The organism is Herbaspirillum sp. CAH-3 (genome assembly GCF_009668275.1).
In the GTDB taxonomy this organism is placed as follows: Bacteria; Pseudomonadota; Gammaproteobacteria; order Burkholderiales; family Burkholderiaceae_D; genus Herbaspirillum; species Herbaspirillum aquaticum.
In genome coordinates, this window is the sequence record NZ_VSWE01000021.1 from 55,166 (window position 1) to 71,441 (window position 16,276).

Annotated in this window: 15 protein-coding genes; 10 read left to right on the forward strand and 5 right to left on the reverse strand. The window is 63.9% G+C overall.

The features are described from left to right. Nucleotides 1-354: 354 nt before the first annotated feature. On the forward strand, nucleotides 355-807 hold the full coding sequence (locus FYB76_RS23220) for a thioesterase family protein (protein ID WP_154135204.1): 453 nt from the start codon (nucleotides 355-357) through the stop codon (nucleotides 805-807). Between the two features lie 90 nt (nucleotides 808-897). Here the strand turns inward: FYB76_RS23220 and FYB76_RS23225 are convergent, their stop codons facing one another. After that, nucleotides 898-2,766, reverse strand: a complete 1,869-nt coding sequence (locus tag FYB76_RS23225; RefSeq protein ID WP_088755089.1) for a phosphoenolpyruvate carboxykinase (GTP) — start codon at nucleotides 2,764-2,766, stop codon at nucleotides 898-900. A gap of 387 nt (nucleotides 2,767-3,153) precedes the next feature. Beyond that, nucleotides 3,154-4,044 (reverse strand): LysR family transcriptional regulator, encoded by an 891-nt coding sequence (locus tag FYB76_RS23230; protein ID WP_154135205.1) that lies wholly within the window; start codon nucleotides 4,042-4,044, stop codon nucleotides 3,154-3,156. Between the two features lie 198 nt (nucleotides 4,045-4,242). Here FYB76_RS23230 and FYB76_RS23235 point away from each other — a divergent pair, with 198 nt between their 5' ends. Together FYB76_RS23235 and FYB76_RS23240 are read left to right on the forward strand one after the other, a co-directional pair. Then, nucleotides 4,243-5,250 carry a zinc-dependent alcohol dehydrogenase family protein gene (locus tag FYB76_RS23235; protein ID WP_154135206.1) on the forward strand — a complete coding sequence of 336 codons (1,008 nt, stop codon included), beginning with the start codon at nucleotides 4,243-4,245 and terminating at the stop codon, nucleotides 5,248-5,250. Nucleotides 5,251-5,375: 125 nt separating this feature from the next. Next, on the forward strand, nucleotides 5,376-6,362 hold the full coding sequence (locus FYB76_RS23240) for a D-2-hydroxyacid dehydrogenase family protein (RefSeq protein ID WP_154135207.1): 987 nt from the start codon (nucleotides 5,376-5,378) through the stop codon (nucleotides 6,360-6,362). Here the strand turns inward: FYB76_RS23240 and FYB76_RS23245 are convergent. Then, nucleotides 6,340-7,104 (reverse strand): L-asparaginase, encoded by a 765-nt coding sequence (locus FYB76_RS23245; RefSeq protein ID WP_154135208.1) that lies wholly within the window; start codon nucleotides 7,102-7,104, stop codon nucleotides 6,340-6,342. The two genes, FYB76_RS23240 and FYB76_RS23245, sit on opposite strands and share 23 nt — an antisense overlap. A gap of 207 nt (nucleotides 7,105-7,311) precedes the next feature. On the opposite strand from FYB76_RS23245, the gene FYB76_RS23250 reads away from it, so the two are divergent. Then, complete coding sequence (locus FYB76_RS23250) at nucleotides 7,312-7,797, forward strand: asparaginase domain-containing protein (protein WP_088755093.1); 486 nt, start codon at nucleotides 7,312-7,314, stop codon at nucleotides 7,795-7,797. 26 nt (nucleotides 7,798-7,823) lie between these two features. Here the strand turns inward: FYB76_RS23250 and FYB76_RS23255 are convergent, their stop codons facing one another. Further along, nucleotides 7,824-8,726: a LysR family transcriptional regulator gene (locus FYB76_RS23255; RefSeq protein ID WP_154135209.1), complete on the reverse strand. Its 903-nt coding sequence runs from the start codon at nucleotides 8,724-8,726 to the stop codon at nucleotides 7,824-7,826. 161 nt (nucleotides 8,727-8,887) lie between these two features. Here FYB76_RS23255 and FYB76_RS23260 point away from each other — a divergent pair, with 161 nt between their 5' ends. Further along, a complete protein-coding gene (locus FYB76_RS23260) occupies nucleotides 8,888-9,937 on the forward strand; it encodes a YeiH family protein (RefSeq protein ID WP_154135210.1) in 1,050 nt (349 codons plus the stop codon). Between the two features lie 112 nt (nucleotides 9,938-10,049). Here the strand turns inward: FYB76_RS23260 and FYB76_RS23265 are convergent, their stop codons facing one another. Next, a complete protein-coding gene (locus FYB76_RS23265) occupies nucleotides 10,050-10,520 on the reverse strand; it encodes an SRPBCC family protein (protein ID WP_154135211.1) in 471 nt (156 codons plus the stop codon). Between the two features lie 126 nt (nucleotides 10,521-10,646). Between FYB76_RS23265 and FYB76_RS23270 the strand changes: the two genes are divergently transcribed. The 5 genes from FYB76_RS23270 (at nucleotide 10,647) to FYB76_RS23290 (ending at nucleotide 16,268) form a co-directional block, all read left to right on the forward strand. After that, complete coding sequence (locus tag FYB76_RS23270; protein WP_154135212.1) at nucleotides 10,647-12,719, forward strand: UvrD-helicase domain-containing protein; 2,073 nt, start codon at nucleotides 10,647-10,649, stop codon at nucleotides 12,717-12,719. Nucleotides 12,720-12,936: 217 nt separating this feature from the next. Then, nucleotides 12,937-13,746, forward strand: a complete 810-nt coding sequence (locus tag FYB76_RS23275) for a basic amino acid ABC transporter substrate-binding protein (RefSeq protein ID WP_154135213.1) — start codon at nucleotides 12,937-12,939, stop codon at nucleotides 13,744-13,746. 188 nt (nucleotides 13,747-13,934) lie between these two features. Continuing rightward, nucleotides 13,935-14,678, forward strand: coding sequence for an amino acid ABC transporter permease (locus FYB76_RS23280; RefSeq protein ID WP_088755102.1), 744 nt, complete (start codon nucleotides 13,935-13,937; stop codon nucleotides 14,676-14,678). Nucleotides 14,679-14,763: 85 nt separating this feature from the next. Then, complete coding sequence (locus FYB76_RS23285) at nucleotides 14,764-16,062, forward strand: TIGR03862 family flavoprotein (RefSeq protein WP_154135214.1); 1,299 nt, start codon at nucleotides 14,764-14,766, stop codon at nucleotides 16,060-16,062. Further along, nucleotides 16,059-16,268 carry a SlyX family protein gene (locus FYB76_RS23290; protein WP_008332911.1) on the forward strand — a complete coding sequence of 70 codons (210 nt, stop codon included), beginning with the start codon at nucleotides 16,059-16,061 and terminating at the stop codon, nucleotides 16,266-16,268. The genes FYB76_RS23285 and FYB76_RS23290 overlap by 4 nt, the downstream gene beginning before the upstream one ends. Nucleotides 16,269-16,276: the final 8 nt, after the last annotated feature.

The window sequence follows — 16,276 nt, forward strand, 5'->3', positions numbered from 1 at the left end:
CGATTTCCTTTTAAAGGGGGTTGAGTGAAGCGATGGGTTGAATAGTAGAACGCCAAACAAAATAGATCAATTTTATTTAATCAATACTTTTGATTGGATTTAACTATCAGTCTTGAGGATCTGGCTATCGGCAGTGCCGGCGAGCGCAAAACGAGGGCGATCACCGAAAATACATGGCGTCGGCCTGCGCAGATGCAAGCACGGCACTGGCCAATCTCTGGCCGTGATCGCTTAAGATGGAACACTCCCGGCCGCGCCATGAGCAGGTGCGAGCGGAAGTGGGAGCAATGTTACTGCAAGCACGCCGTTCTTGTGCAGGCGCACAAGCTGACCAATCCCGACCCTGATGAACCGATGAGCGAGCACCGTCCCCAACCTGGCCGCCGCGCCGATTTCCAGCATTTTCACGCCATTGCGACACGCTGGATGGACAATGACGTCTATGGCCACGTCAACAATGTCATCTACTACAGCTGGTTCGATACCGCCGTGAACCATTACCTGGTGCAGCGGGGCGTGCTGGATATCGAGCAAGGGGAAGTGATCGGGCTGGTCATTGAAACGCAGTGCAACTATTTCGCTTCCGTCGCCTTTCCGGACTTGATCGAAGTGGGCATTCGGCTGGCGCATCTGGGCCGCAGCAGCGTGCGTTACGAGCTGGGCATCTTCAAGGCGGGGGAGGAGACTGCCGCTGCGCAAGGCCATTTCGTGCATGTGTACGTGGATCGTGGCAGCCGCAGGCCGGTGGCGTTGCCGGAGGCATTGCGGGCGGCGCTGATGCCGCTGACCTTGCTGATGCCTGGCTGAAAAACCCGTCCGCCAGATCCGCCACGCAAAAAGAAAACGCCCGCCGCATCACTGCGGCAGGCGCTTCCTGTCTTCTCCGAACCGGTCAGCTTAGGCTGCCAGCTTCTTCTCCAGCTTGTCTTTCACGCCCTGCAGTTCGACCGGCAGCTTGTGCTTGAGCTTGTCGAACAGTTCGGCATGCAGCTCCAGTTCCTTGGCCCAGGCGGCCTTGTCGATGGAGGTGATGGTGGCGAATTGTTCGGCGCTGAAGTCCAGGCCTTCCCATTGCAGGTCATCGAAGCGCGGGGTGAGGCCGAACAGATGCTCGACACCGCCGGTCTTGACGCCCTGCGGATCCTCGATGCGGTCCAGCATCCACTTCAGCACGCGCATGTTGTCGCCGAAACCGGGCCAGACGAACTTGCCATCGGCATCGGTACGGAACCAGTTCACGCAGTAGATCTTGGGCAGCTCGGCAGGCGAGGCGGCGATCTTCTTGCCGATGTCCAGCCAGTGCTGGAAGTATTCGCTCATGTTGTAGCCGGCAAACGGCAGCATGGCGAACGGATCGCGGCGCACCACGCCCTGCTGGCCGACAGCCGCAGCGGTGGTTTCCGAACCCATGGTCGCGGCCATGTAGACGCCTTCGACCCAGTTGCGGGCTTCGGTCACCAGCGGCACGGTGGTGGAACGGCGGCCACCGAAGATGAAGGCCGAGATCGGCACGCCGGCCGGATCGTCCCAGGCCGGATCGATCACCGGGTTCTGGGTGGCTGCGACGGTGAAGCGGGCGTTCGGATGCGCTGCCTTGCGGCCGGTTTCCTTGCCGATTTCCGGGGTCCAGTCCTTGCCCTGCCAGTCGATCAGGTGCGCCGGGGCCTCCTTGGTCATGCCTTCCCACCACACGTCGCCGTCATCGGTCAGCGCCACGTTGGTGAAGATGGTGTTGGCCGAGACCGAGGCCATGCAGTTGTAGTTGCTCTTTTCGTTGGTGCCCGGGGCCACGCCGAAATAGCCGGCTTCCGGGTTGATGGCATACAGGCGGCCATCGGCACCCGGCTTGATCCAGGCGATGTCGTCACCGATGGTGGTGACCTTCCAGCCGCCGAAGGCCTTGGGCGGGATCAGCATGGCGAAGTTGGTCTTGCCGCAAGCCGAGGGGAAAGCGGCGGCCACGTAGTGCTTCTTGCCTTCCGGGGATTCCACACCCAGGATCAGCATGTGCTCGGCCAGCCAGCCCTGGGCGCGGCCCATGGTGGAGGCGATGCGCAAGGCGAAGCACTTCTTGCCCAAGAGCGCATTGCCGCCGTAGCCCGAACCGTAGGACCAGATCTCGCGGGTTTCCGGATAGTGGACGATGTATTTGGTGGCATTGCACGGCCAGGCCACATCCTTCTGGCCAGCAGCCAGCGGTGCGCCCACGGTGTGCACGCAAGGCACGAACTCGCCATCGCTGCCCAGCACGTCATACACGGCTTTGCCCATGCGGGTCATGATGCGCATGTTCACGGCCACATAGGGAGAGTCGGACAGCTCCACGCCGATATGGGCGATGGGCGAACCCAGCGGACCCATCGAGAACGGCACCACGTACAAGGTGCGGCCGGCCATGCAACCGTCGAAGAGACCGTTCAGGGTCTGGCGCATCTCGGCCGGATCGGTCCAGTTGTTGGTCGGGCCGGCGTCTTCCTTGTTCTGCGAGCAGATGAAGGTGCGGTCTTCCACGCGCGCCACGTCCGACGGATCGGAACAGGCCAGGTAGCTGTTGGGACGCTTGGCTTCGTTGAGCTTCTTCATGGTGCCGGCGGCAACCATTTCAGCGCACAGGCGATCGTATTCCTCCTGCGAACCATCGCACCAGTAAATGCGAGCCGGCTTGGTCAGCGCAGCGATTTCGGCGACCCAGTTGATCAGTTTCTGGTGTTTGACGTAGGCGGGCGCATTGACTGCGGGAATGCCTGCCATGAGGGGTTGGTTCATATGCTACCTCCAATGCCACAAGTTGATGAATTCGGTTGGCACGGCAGGATCGTCGTTGCACGGATCCGGCGGAATGAACACGCCAGTCAGCAGTACGGCGGTCTTGTCGGCGGCAGCCGTCTCCAGGAGCCCGGCTACCCACCCCGCCTCCTTGCTGGCGGCGGGTTTTGCTCACTCTTCGACAGTCGAGAGTGCAGGAAAGTGGCAGCGATTGTACCCCGATAAAACGGAATTTACGCAAATTTGTAGCGAAAAATACCCGACTTATGTAGTAGGTAATTACAAATCAAAAAAAATCTGTTTTTTCATTACCGTGGGATATAACAGCCATTCCTTGATAAACCGCATAAACACTGGATTTGCGGGGCATTGCGGCCGACAAGCCATTCACACTGTGAATATCTCCTGCAGAAATGCGACAAAAACTTTCACCTTGGCTGTCTCCCGGCGTGTCGGCTGGTAAAGCGCCACGATGTCCGGACCGGGCACCTGCCATTCCGGCAGTACCGGCACCAGGCTGCCCTCCTGCAAGGCTGGATCGAGGGTCACCGACATCTGCTGGATGATGCCGCCGCCGGCCTGCGCCGCAGCCACCATGGATTCCACGTGATCCATGGCCAGCAGGCCCTTGGGAATATGCGAGCTTTCCACGCCGTCACGGCCAAAACGCCAGGGCTTGACCATGCGCGTGCGCGGGTTCATGAAACCCAGGCAGGCGAACTGGTCCAGCGCCTCGGGCGTCTGCGGCCAGCCGTGCTGCTGCAAGTAGGAGGGTGCCGCGCAGCACAGGTAGCGGGTACCGGCCAGCTTGCGCGCCACCATGCCGGAGTCGGCCAGGGTGCCGATGCGCACCACCACGTCCAATCCCTCTTCCACCATGTCGACCATGCGGTCGCTGACGGTCACGCGCAGTTCCAGTTCGGGATACTGGCGCAGGAAGCGCGGCAGCGCCGGCGCCACGTAACGCCGGCTGATGACGCTGGGCAGGTCGACGCGCAGCAAGCCAGCCGGGCGCGTATCGGAAGCCCGCAAACCCGCCTCCAGCTCACCCATGTCGGCCAGCAGCCGCAGCGCCTGCTCATGGCAGTGACGCCCCTCTTCGGTGAGCGACATGCTGCGCGTGGTCCGATTGAGCAGGCGCACCTTGAAATGCGCCTCCAGTGCGGCGACGTGGTTGGTCACCGAGGAGGTGGACATGGAAAGCTTTTCAGCCGCCCGGCTGAATGCCCCCGCCTCGACCACGGTGCAAAAGACCTTGAGCATGTCCAGTCGGTCCATGGTGTTCTCCCTGTGCTGTCGTTATCAGTGCGCTGATTCTAGGCCATGGCGCCCTGCCGATTATTCGCCGATGCGCAATTCTGACTTTGGCGCCGCCCGCTTTTTCGGCGCAAGGCAAACCGGGAGACTGCGTGCATCGACCTGCCGCCTTGCGGTGAGGCGATGCTTTCACCACCCAGACCATCATCAGGAGTCATCATGTCCAACGCCCCTTCCCCCATGCAAGCCGCCCTGCTGACCCAGTTCGGCACCCCGCTGTCGATTGCCCCCATCGAGGTACCGACGCTGCGCCCCGGCCAGGTGCTGGTGCGCATCGCCGCCAGCGGCGTCAATCCGCTCGATGCCAAGATCCAGGCCGGCAACGCTGCCCACGCCCAGGCACGCCTGCCGGCCATCCTCGGCATCGACCTGGCCGGCGTGGTCGAGGCGGTCGCGCCTGGCGAAACCCGTTTCGTTGCCGGTGACGAGGTCTATGGCATGACCGGCGGCATCGGCGGCGTGCCCGGTTCGCTGGCCCAGTTCGCCGCCGTCGATGGCGACCTGCTGGCCCACAAGCCGCGCAGCCTGGACATGCGCCAGGCCGCTGCCCTGCCGCTGGTCTTCATCACCGCCTGGGAAGGCCTGGTCGAACGCGCCCGCGTGCAGCCCGGCCAGAAGGTGCTGGTGCATGGCGGTGCCGGCGGGGTCGGCCACATCGCGGTGCAGATCGCCCGTGCACTGGGTGCCGAGGTCTACGCCACCGGCAGCGCCGACCAGAAGTTCCTCATCGAGAGCCTGGGCGCCACCGCCATCGACTACCGCAGCCAGCAGGTGGAAGACTACGTGCAGCAATACACCGACGGCAAAGGCTTCGACGTCATCTATGACACCGTCGGCGGCGCTACCCTGGACGCCTCCTTCGCCGCGGCCCGCCGCTATGTCGGGCACGTCGTCAGCTGCCTCGGCTGGGGTGCGCACAAGCTGGCGCCGCTCTCCTTCCGGGGCGCCACCTATTCGGGCGTCTTCACCCTGCTGCCCCTGCTGACCGGCGAAGACCGCGCACGCCATGGCCAGATCATGCGCGAAGCCGCGCGCCTGGCCGATGCCGGGAAATTGCGCATCCTGATGGACGAACGCCGCTTCACCCTGGAGCAGGTCAACCAGGCCCACGCCCTGGTGGCCGAGGGGCAGGCGCGCGGCAAGCTGGTCATCGACATCAGCAGGTGAATGGCGGGGAATCGGCCCCGGCAGCGCGGCCCGTGCCGAATCCCGGCAATCGCTTTATGATGGACGCCCACGCCGGCCACCCAGGTGGCCGGACACCGCCCATCAAGAGTGCCAGGAGACTTCCCATGAAAATCGCCATCCTCGACGACTACCAGGATGCCGTGCGCCACCTCGACTGCTTCGGCCTGCTCGACGGCCACGACGTCAAGGTCTTCACCAACACCGTGCGCGGCATCGGCCAGCTGGCCGCGCGGCTGGCACCGTTTGACGCCGTGGTGCTCATCCGCGAACGCACCGCCCTCACCCAGCCCCTGCTGGAAAAACTCCCCCTGCTCAAACTGATTTCCCAGACCGGCAAGGTCAGCGGCCATGTGGACGTGGCCGCCGCCACCGCGCGCGGCATCGCCATCGTCGAAGGCGTGGGCGACCCCACCGCACCGGCCGAATTGACCTGGGCCCTCATCATGGCCGCCATGCGCCGCGTGCCGCAATACTGCAGCGCCCTGCGCGCGGGCGCCTGGCAGCAGGTCTCGCCCACCCCGCATCACAACCTGATCGGCACCGCCCTGAAGGGGCGCACCCTGGGGATCTGGGGCTACGGCAAGATCGGCAAGCTGGTGGCCGGCTACGGCCGCGCCTTCGGCATGCAGGTAGTGGTGTGGGGACGCGAGGCCAGCCGCGAACAAGCCATCAAGGATGGCCTGCAGGCCGCCGCCAGCAAGGAGGATTTCTTCGCCCAGGCAGACGTGCTGAGCCTGCACCTGCGCTTGAACGACGCCACACGCGGCATCGTCAAGGCCAGCGACCTGGCCCGCATGAAGCCGACCGCCTGCTTCGTCAACACCAGCCGTGCCGAACTGGTCGAGGCCGATGCGCTGGAAGCGGCCCTGCAAGCCGGCCGCCCCGGGCTGGCCGCGCTGGATGTCTTCGAGCGCGAGCCGCTGCCGGTGGATTCACCGCTGCTGAAGATGGACAACGTGGTGGCCGCGCCGCACCTGGGCTATGTGGAAAAAGACGGCTATGAACTTTACTTCCGCGCGGCCTTCCAGAACATCGTCGACTACGCCGCCGGGACGCCGAAGAACGTGCTCAATCCTGAGGCTCTGGGGTGATGCGGTGAATGGTTCTGACCGGCGGGTCATAGGTCAGCTGGGGCATGGCCCCGGCGCGCTTCCACAGGTGCCGCCAACCCGGCGGCCAGGGTAGTGGCGGACCGGCGTATTCGGGGACATTGCGCCGGATCGGGATCACCGGCAGGTGTTCCGGGATGCTGCCGTTGCTGTGCCAGCCGAGGCTGAAGGCGTAATCCGGCAGGAGCGTGGCGCAGACCAGTTCGAACCAGCTGGCGTGGGCCTCGTCCTCGCCCAGCGCCTGGGCCAGTCCTTGCGGGTCGAACTGGGCCAGCAGGCGCGCCAGTTCCTCGGGGGACGAGGAGGGCCCATCACCCCAGCCCATCACCGGATTGAAGTTGTAATCGGCCCCCGAGCCATACCAGCCTTCGCGCCAGGGCCGCTCGATCCAGTTGCGCGGGCCGCTGAAGAGATGCCAGCGCCAGTGCAGTCCGGACGGCTTGGGCCAGCTATAGAGGTAAAGCCGCTGGTAACCGGCGCGATGCAGCTCGCGCACCATCGCCATCAGGCGCGCATGCGGCATGCGGTCCGGCGGGGTGCGACGGAACAGGATGGGCGTGCCATCGGCATGCTGCACTTCGTCCGACGACAGGTTCAGGTCCAGGGTGCGCACCTCGCTGCCGAAGCGCGCAGAAATCCAGCCCGTCATCAGGTTGACGAGCACGATCACGCCATAGCCGCGATGGCGGTGGAAGATGACGGTGCCGGGTGCCAGAGGTTTCATATCCGGTCCATTATAAATGTCCTTGGAAAATCGCTCCGGCCCTGCCCGCCTTGACACGAAAATGAAGCTACCTGCGTGTAAGATAGCGCCTGCCAGCAGCCATTGCGGCGGCTATCCGGGGGGAAGCGGCTGGCACGCGGCGTCCGGGACCGCATCTTGCTTATCCCGCGATGTGAACATTTTGACCAGTTGGAAGATAGGAAACCCATGAGCCTGCGCATCATCGCCACCGGTGGCACCTTCGACAAGCATTACGACGAAATCGCGGGCCAGCTTGGCTTTGGCGAGAGCCACCTGCCGGACGTCATCGCCCGCGCCCGCATCACCACCGAAGTCTCCCTGGAAACCCTGCGCCTGCTCGATTCGCTGGAGATGCAGGACGGCGACCGACAGCGCGTGCTGCAAGCCTGCCAGGCCTCGGCGCAACAGGCCATCGTCATCATCCACGGCACCGACACCATGCAGCAGACCGCCCAGGTGCTGGGCCAGGCGCTTACCGACAAGACGGTGGTGCTGACCGGCGCCATGATCCCCTACGAGATCGCCAACTCCGACGCCTTCTTCAACTTCGGCTTTGCCTGCGGCGTGGCCCAGGTGTTGCCGCCGGGCGTGTATGTGGCAATGAACGGCCGCATCTTCGCCTGGAACAAGGTGGCCAAGAACCGCAGCGCGGGCGTCTTCGAACCGATCTGATTCCAGCTGCTGGCAGGCCCCGTCCGTCAGTGCGGTGCCTGCCGCTGCGCCCAGTCGCGACAGAATGACAGCAGGGCCGAGAGGCCAGGTGAAGGCGCGCGGTGGCGGCTGATTACCATGTAGAAATGCCGGCGCAAGGTCGGCAGGGGCGTGTCCAGTTCGACCAGCTTCTTCGATTCGATCAGATCCTCCACCACCGAGCGTGACAGGCAGCTGATGCCCAGGCCTTCGGCGGTAGCGCGCTTGATGGCTTCCGAATTGCCGAACTCGAAGGACGACGGCAGGTGATGCAGGTAGGGAATGAGCGCATGCTCGACCGCCTCGCGCGTGCCGGACCCGGCCTCGCGCAGCAGCCAGTCGGCCTCGCGCAGCATCTTCAGGGTGATCTTGCGGCGCGCGCGGACGATGGGGTGTTTGGGTGCAGCCACCACGATCAGTTCATCGGTCATCCACGGCTCGACCTGCACGTCATCGGCATGGCAGGGCCCCTCGATGAGCCCGGCATCCACTTCGAAATTGACCACCGCATCGACGATGTCGGCCGTATTGGCGACCAGCGCGCGCACCCGCGCTCCTGCATGGCTGCGCTGGTAGGCCGCGATCATCGCCGGCAGCAGATAGCTGCCGATGGTGGTGGAAGCGCCCAGGTGCAGGTCGCTGCCGGCGGCCGGATCGCTGAACTGGCGCTCGATGGTCTGGGCCGCATCCAGCATGTGGCGCGCCTGCGGCAGCAGCAGGCGGCCGCTGTCGTTCAACACCAGCCGCTTGCCGACACGGTCGAACAACTGCACGCCCAGCAGGCTCTCCAGTTCATTGAGCGCTGCGCTGGCCGCCGACTGCGACAGCGCCACCAGGCCAGCTGCCGCCGTGGTCGAGCCCGACTGGGCCACGGCCAGAAAAATCTGCAATTGCCGCAGCGTAATCCTCATCGATCCTCCTTTATGCATTTCTGACATGGGGGTGCGCAGAAAGCGTCACCGCGCATCTACCTGCTCAACAGGTAGATATTAGCAAAATAACGCGTTTTTCTTTTATAGGCCAGGCGCGTAAAGTGCACTCCATCGACAGCACACCTTACATGGAGAGCCCCATGCGTACCGCCATCCAGACTCCCTCCCTGCCGCCGGCCGCCGCCGGACTGGCGCTGTCAGGCGCCGTCGCCTGGGCCGCCATGAGCCTGGGCAATATCGGCTGGCTGCAGAATCACGGTTTCTCGGCCCTTACCGTGGCCATCGTGCTGGGCATCGTGATCGGCAACACCGTCTATCCGCGCCTGGGGACGTATTGCGGCGAGGGCGTGCGCTTTTCCAAGCAAACGCTGCTGCGTGCGGGCATCATCCTCTACGGATTCCGCCTCACCTTCCAGGACATCGCCCACGTCGGCGTAGCTGGTGTGGTGATCGATGCGGCCATGCTGCTCTCCACCTTCGGGCTGGCCTGGCTGGTCGGCACCAAGCTCTTGAAGCTGGATCGCGATGCCGCGCTCCTGATCGGGGCCGGCAGCTCGATCTGCGGCGCGGCGGCCGTCATGGCCACCGAGCCGGTACTGCGCGCCCGCAGCGAGCAGGTCACCGTGGCGGTCTCGACCGTGGTCATCTTCGGTTCGCTGGCGATCTTCCTCTATCCGCTGCTCTATACGTTGCAGGCCGAACCGGTGTGGGGCCTGCGCCTGCCGGACTTCGGCGTCTATATCGGCTCCACCGTCCATGAAGTGGCGCAGGTACTCGCCGCTGCGCGCTCCATCGACCAGCACACGGCCGACGTGGCGGTGATCACCAAGATGGTCCGCGTGATGATGCTGGCGCCCTTCCTGCTGATGCTGTCGATGAAGGCGGCGCCGTCCGTCACCGGACACCAGCACGAGCACCGCAAGCTGTCCATTCCCTGGTTCGCCTTTGCCTTCATCGGTGTGGTGGTGTTCAACTCCTTCTTCCCACTGCCGGCCGCCGTCAACCAGCTGGTGCTGCAAGCCGATACGCTGATGCTGGCCATGGCCATGGCGGCCCTGGGCTTGTCGACCCACCTCTCGGCGCTGCGCAGTGCGGGCATCAAGCCCATGATCCTCGGTGCGGTGCTGTTTGCCTGGCTGGTGATCGGTGGTGCCCTGGTCAATGGCGCATTGGGACGCTTGCTGGCCTGAGCGGCCTGAGCCTGACCGGATCCCATCAAGCAAAAAGGCGCGCTCCGCAGGGAGCGCGCCTTATTTGTTGCATCAGGAAAACTGACTCAACGGCAAACCTGGTTCAGGTTCTTCAATGCAGCTCACCGCGCTGGGTCAGTTCACGGATGATGCGCACCGTATCGATATCGGCTTCCTGGTAGGCCGAGCGGCGGAAGTTGTCATAGAAGGCTTCTTCGCCGGTAATGTCCTCGGGCTTGCCGTCGTCGTATTCAAAACGCACGAACAGGACATCGGCCTGTGGCTCCTCGATGGTCATGCTCATGCGCGAGGCCGGGATCTCGCCCTGCGCGGGCACGTCATAGAGCACCTGGATCTGCGGCAGGTAGGTGACCTTGTCGATGATGACCAGCTCGCCATAGCGCAACTCGCGGCGCACGCTGTCCAGGCTTTTTTCGGAGAGGCGGCAGTCGTCCAGGTGCGGCATGAACAGGCGCGGCGACTCCGCCCGCAGGACCAGGCCGCGCCAGAGCTGCTCGCGGGTCAGGGAATCGATCAGCGGATTGGTCGGATCGTTGATCTGGATGAGATGGTTGAATTTCATGGTTGCTCTCGTGTTGTTGTTGCCGCCGGCAATGCGGGCATTGTCCCACAGCCACCGCCGGGCCGGTCGGGCGGGCTGCTACAATGGCGCCTCGTTTCTTCTCCTGCCCACGCCGATCGCCTCCGTATGTCCGCACCCTCCTTCGGCCTGAACAAGCCGCAAAGCGAAGCCGTCCACTACATGGCCGGGCCCTGCCTGGTGCTGGCCGGTGCCGGTTCGGGCAAGACCCGCGTGATCACGCAGAAGATCGCGCACCTGATCGAGAATTGCGGCTACGAATCGCGCAACATCGCCGCGCTCACCTTCACCAACAAGGCCGCGCTGGAAATGCAGGAGCGCATCGCCAAACTGCTCAAGGACCCCAAGCAGGCCAAGCACCTCACGGTCTCGACCTTCCATTCGCTGGGCGTGAAGATCCTGCGGCAGGAGTCCAAGCATCTGGGGCTGAAGGACCGCTTTTCAATCATGGACAGCGACGATTGTTTTTCCCTCGTGCAAGAACTGGCGGTCACCACCGACAAGGCCATCATCCGCGGCATCCAGAATTCAATTTCCTTGTGGAAGAACGGCCTGGTCGATCCCGATCTGGCCGAGAAGAACGCCCGCACCGAAGATGAAGCCCAGGCCGCGCGCATCTATCGCAGCTATGTGGCCACGCTCAAGGCTTACCAGGCGGTCGATTTCGATGACCTGATCCGCCTGCCGGTGGAACTGTTCCGCAGCAACGAGGAAGTGCGCGACCGCTGGCAGCGCAAGCTGCGCTACCTGCTCATCGACGAATACCAGGACACCAACACCTGCCAGTACGAACTGGTCAAGCTGCTGGTGACGGGTGTGGGCAAGAAGCCGATGTTTACCGCCGTGGGCGACGATGACCAAGCCATCTATGCCTGGCGCGGCGCGACCATCGAAAACCTGAAACTCTTGGGCGTGGATTTTCCCAACCTGCACCTCATCAAGCTGGAGCAGAACTATCGTTCCAGCACGCGCATCCTGCAGGCGGCCAACGCGGTGATCTCCAACAATCCCAAGCTGTTCGACAAGACCTTGTGGTCCGAGCACGGACTGGGAGACCCGATCACGGTCATGGCGATGGATGATGAAGAAGCCGAAGCCGACCAGATCGCCATCACGCTCTCGGCGCACCGCTTCGAGCGGCGCGCCAAATTTGCCGATTACGCCATCCTGTATCGCGGCAACCACCAGGCGCGCATCCTGGAAAAATCCTTGCGGCGCGAACGCATCCCCTACGTGATGTCGGGCGGGCAGAGTTACTTCGACCGTGCCGAGATCAAGGACATCATTGCCTACCTGCGCCTGATCGCCAACCAGGACGATGACCCGGCTTTCATCCGCGCCGTCACCACGCCGCGCCGTGGCGTCGGCCAAGCGACTTTGGAAGTGCTGGGCACGCTGGCCGGGCAGTGGCAGTGTTCGCTGTTCGAGGCGGTCTACAAGGGCGGCCTGGAAGACAAGCTGACCGACCGCCAGCTGCTGCCGCTGCGCAAGTTCTGCGACTTCATCAACGCGCTGGAATCGCGCGCCACGCGGCCGGGTCCGTCCGGCAGCGGCGAAGAGGCCGGCCGGGTGCTGGACGACATGATGGAGGCGATCAACTACGAGTTCTACCTCTACGACAGCTTCGAGGAACGCGCGGCGCAGGCGCGCTGGCAGAACGTGGTGGACTTCATCAACTGGTTGAAGGAGCGTGCCTGTGGCGGGCGCGATGGCGAGGGCGAAGAGAAGAACCTGCTGGAGATCACGCAGATGGTGGCGCTCATGAGCATGCTCGAAGGGCGCGACGAAGAACAGGATGCTGTGCGCATGTCGACCCTGCATGCCTCCAAGGGACTGGAGTTTCCGCACGTGTTCCTGGTCGGTGTGGAGGAAGGCATCCTGCCGCACAAGGGCGACCCCGACACCCCGCCCGAGGCTGCTGCTGCGCGCGTGGAAGAGGAGCGCCGCCTGATGTACGTGGGCATCACCCGTGCGCAGCGTTCGCTGCACCTGTCCTGGTGCAAGCGCCGCAAGCGCGCCAAGGAAGTGATCGAATGCCAGATCTCGCGCTTCGTCAAGGAGATGCGCCTGGATGAAGGCGAAGCGGTGCCGCAGGAGAGCGAGAAGATCACGCCGCAGGCGCGGCTGGCCAATTTGAAGGCGTTGTTGCAGAAGCCGCGTCCGACGCCGGAAGGAAGTTGAGTCTCAAGGGGCATTTACGGCGCAAACGTGGCGAAAATGTCGATATCACGCACATCAATTGTGCGATTTGATCTCGAAATGAGCATCCTGGCCGCACCGCGGTTTACAATGCCGCCTGCAAAAAAATCCCCGAGTTTCACCCAAGCAACACCGCCCGCCGCGCTACCCGCTCGCCTGCCCCTGTTGCCCCAACCATTCCAGACAAGGAAATCAAGCAATGATCAAGATGTTCTCCCGCCACGCCCGTACGCTGGCGCTGACCGCCGGCTTCGTCGGCATGCTGGGCCTGGCCGCCTGCGGCAAGCAGGAAGACAAGAGCGCCGCCCCCGCGCCGCAAGCCGCAGCTGCCCGCGTCTACGTGGTCGGCGTGGAATCGGCCTATGCGCCCTTCTCCTCGGAAAACGAACAGAAGGACGTGGTCGGCTTCGACATCGACGTCATGAAGGCCCTGGCCAAGAAGATCGGCATCGAAGTCAAGTTCGTGCCCACGCCCTTCGAAGGCTTCTTCAATTTCCTGGCGCAAGGTGACCGCGACCTGCTGATCTCGGCCATCACCATCACCGATGAACGCAAGAAGACGGTGGCCTTCTCCGAGCCCTACTTCGTGGCCACCCAGACCATCGCCCTGCCGGCCGCCAATACCAAGGTCAGCAAGATGGATGACCTCAAGCCCCTGACCGTCGGTACCCAGAGCGCCACCTCCGGCGACGAACTGGTGCAGCAGGTGCTGGGCAAGAACAGCGCCAAGATCAAGCGCTTCGACTCCACCCCGCTGGCCCTGAAGGAACTGGAAAGCGGCGGCGTCGACGCCGTCGTGGCCGATGAACCGGTGGTCAAGAACTACATCGCCAACAACCCCAACAGCAAGCTGCGTACCGTCACCGATCCGGACTTCCCCAAGGAAGACTACGGCATCGCCGTGCGCAAGGATGATCCGGAACTGCTGGCCAAGATCAACAAGGGCCTGGCCGAAATGAAGGCTGATGGCAGCTTCGCCGCCATCAGCGCACAATACTTCGGCAAGTAAGCCCACATGCTGTCCTGCTGCTCGCGCTTTTCTACAGGAGCAGAGGTCTGCATGAGTGCATGAGTGCATGAGTGCATGAGTACATGACTGCATGACACCATGACTGCCTGATCCGGCAACAAGACGGCGGCCCGGGCCGCCGTCACCGCTTTTTCCTTTCCCGTTTTCAACCACCAATCGAGTCCGACATGGATTTTCGCTGGAGCATCATCCAAGGCTACGCGCCGCTGTTCGCCAAAGGCGTCCTCATGACCTTGCAGGTGTCGCTGATCAGTATCCTGATCGGTACCGTCATCGGCTTGCTGGTGGGCATGCTGCGCCTGGCCGACGTACAGCACGGTCCCTGGAAGTGGCCCCTCAAATGCCTGCGCTGGCTGGCCAGCTTCTACGTCGCCTTCTTCCGTGGTACACCGCTGTTCGTGCAGATCATGCTGATCCACTTCGCGGTAATGCCGCTCTTGGTGCAACAGGAACATGGCCTCTTCATCACCGGCGAACTGGCGCGCACCATCAAGCAGGACTACGGTGCCTTCCTCTCCGGCACGGTGGCGCTGTCGCTCAATGCGGGGGCCTACATCTCGGAAATCTTCCGCGCCGGCATCCAGTCCATCGAACGCGGCCAGTCCTATGCGGCCGCCAGCCTGGGCATGAACTACGGGCTCACGATGCGCTACGTGGTGCTGCCGCAGGCGTTTCGCCGCATGCTGCCGCCGCTGGGCAACGAAGCCATCACGTTGTTGAAGGATTCCTCGCTGGTCTCGGCCATCGGCCTGGCCGAACTGGCCTATGCCGCGCGTACCGTGGCGGGCACCTATGCCCGCTACTGGGAGCCGTATATCACCATCTCCATCCTGTATTTCTCCATGACCATCTGCCTGGCGCTGGTGGTGGCTCGCCTGGAAAACAGGTACAGCGCACCGCATCGCCGCTGATCGTTTTGCCCGCCGATCCGCAGTGATCAGCGGGAAGCGCGTGCGCTGCTCGCAAGCGGGCGGTATCATGCCGCGCATGACATCGATGCACACTCTTCCCCAACTCGCTCCCGGCAGCCGCCGCGTGGCCGTGATCGGCGCCGGTCCGGCCGGCCTGATGGCCGCCGAAGTGCTGGCTGCACAAGGCGCCACCGTGGACGTCTACGACGCCATGCCCTCGGCCGGCCGCAAATTCCTGCTGGCCGGACGCGGCGGCATGAACATCACGCACTCCGAACCGCAACCCGACTTCCTGCCACGCTACGGCAATCGGCGTGAACAGGTGGCGCCCTTCGTGCGCCGCTTCGACGCCGACCAGTTGCGCGCATGGATACACGGCCTGGGCATCGAGACCTTCGTGGGCAGCTCCGGCCGCGTCTTCCCGCGCGAGATGAAAGCCGCGCCGCTGCTGCGCGCCTGGCTGCATCGCCTGCGCGAGGCCGGCGTGCGTTTCCACATGCGCCATCGCTGGCTGGGCTGGCAGGAAGACGGCGCCCTGCGCTTTGCCCATGCTGATGGCCACACCGATGTCCAAGCCGATGCCGTGGTGCTGGCCCTGGGCGGGGCCAGCTGGCCGCGCCTGGGATCGGATGGCAGCTGGGTGCCGCTGCTGCAAACCCGCCAGGTGGAAGTCGCCCCGCTGTTGCCCTCCAACTGCGGCTTCGAGCTGGACTGGAGCGAACATTTCCGCAGCCGCTTCGCGGGCGAACCGGTCAAGCCGGTGGTGGCCAGCACGGCGCTGCCCAGCGGCGGCGTGCAGAATCGCCGCGGCGAATTCATCATCACCGCCGACGGCATCGAAGGCAGCCTGGTCTACGCGATGTCCTCGGCCTTGCGCGACACCATCACCGCAGAAGGCTCGGCGCGCCTGTACCTGGACCTGCTGCCCGACTGGCCGCTGGAAAAAGTGGAGGCCGAACTGGCCCACCCGCGCGGGGCGCGTTCGCTCTCCAGCCACCTGCAAAGCCGCCTGCATCTCAAGGGCGTGAAGGCCGGACTGTTGCGCGAGCTGGTCAGCAAGGACGACTTCGCCGACATGGGCAAGCTGGCGCGCGCCATCAAGGCCCTGCCGCTGACGGTGCTGCGCACGCGCCCCATCGCCGAAGCCATCAGCAGCGCCGGTGGCGTCAGCTTCGAGGCGCTCGATGATGCGCTGATGCTGCGCGCCCTGCCGGGCGTATTCTGTGCCGGCGAGATGCTGGACTGGGAAGCGCCCACCGGCGGCTACCTGCTCACCGCCTGCTTTGCCACCGGCCGCGCCGCTGCGGCGGGTGCGCTGCACTGGCTCATCAGCGATGATCGCGCCGCCAGCCTCGGCAACCCTTCCAAGGAACAACACAAGTGACCCAAGACGACCGCCTCATCGACCTGGAAATGAAGATCGCCCATCAGGAACACCTGCTGGACGAACTGAACCAGACCGTCTATCGCCAGGAAAAGAAGATCGAGGAACTGGACATGCTGCTGCATGCCCTGGCCAAGCGCTTCAAGGAATTGTCCGACACCAGCCAGGACCGCGCCGCCGCCAACGAGAAGCCGCCGCATTACTGATCGCGCCG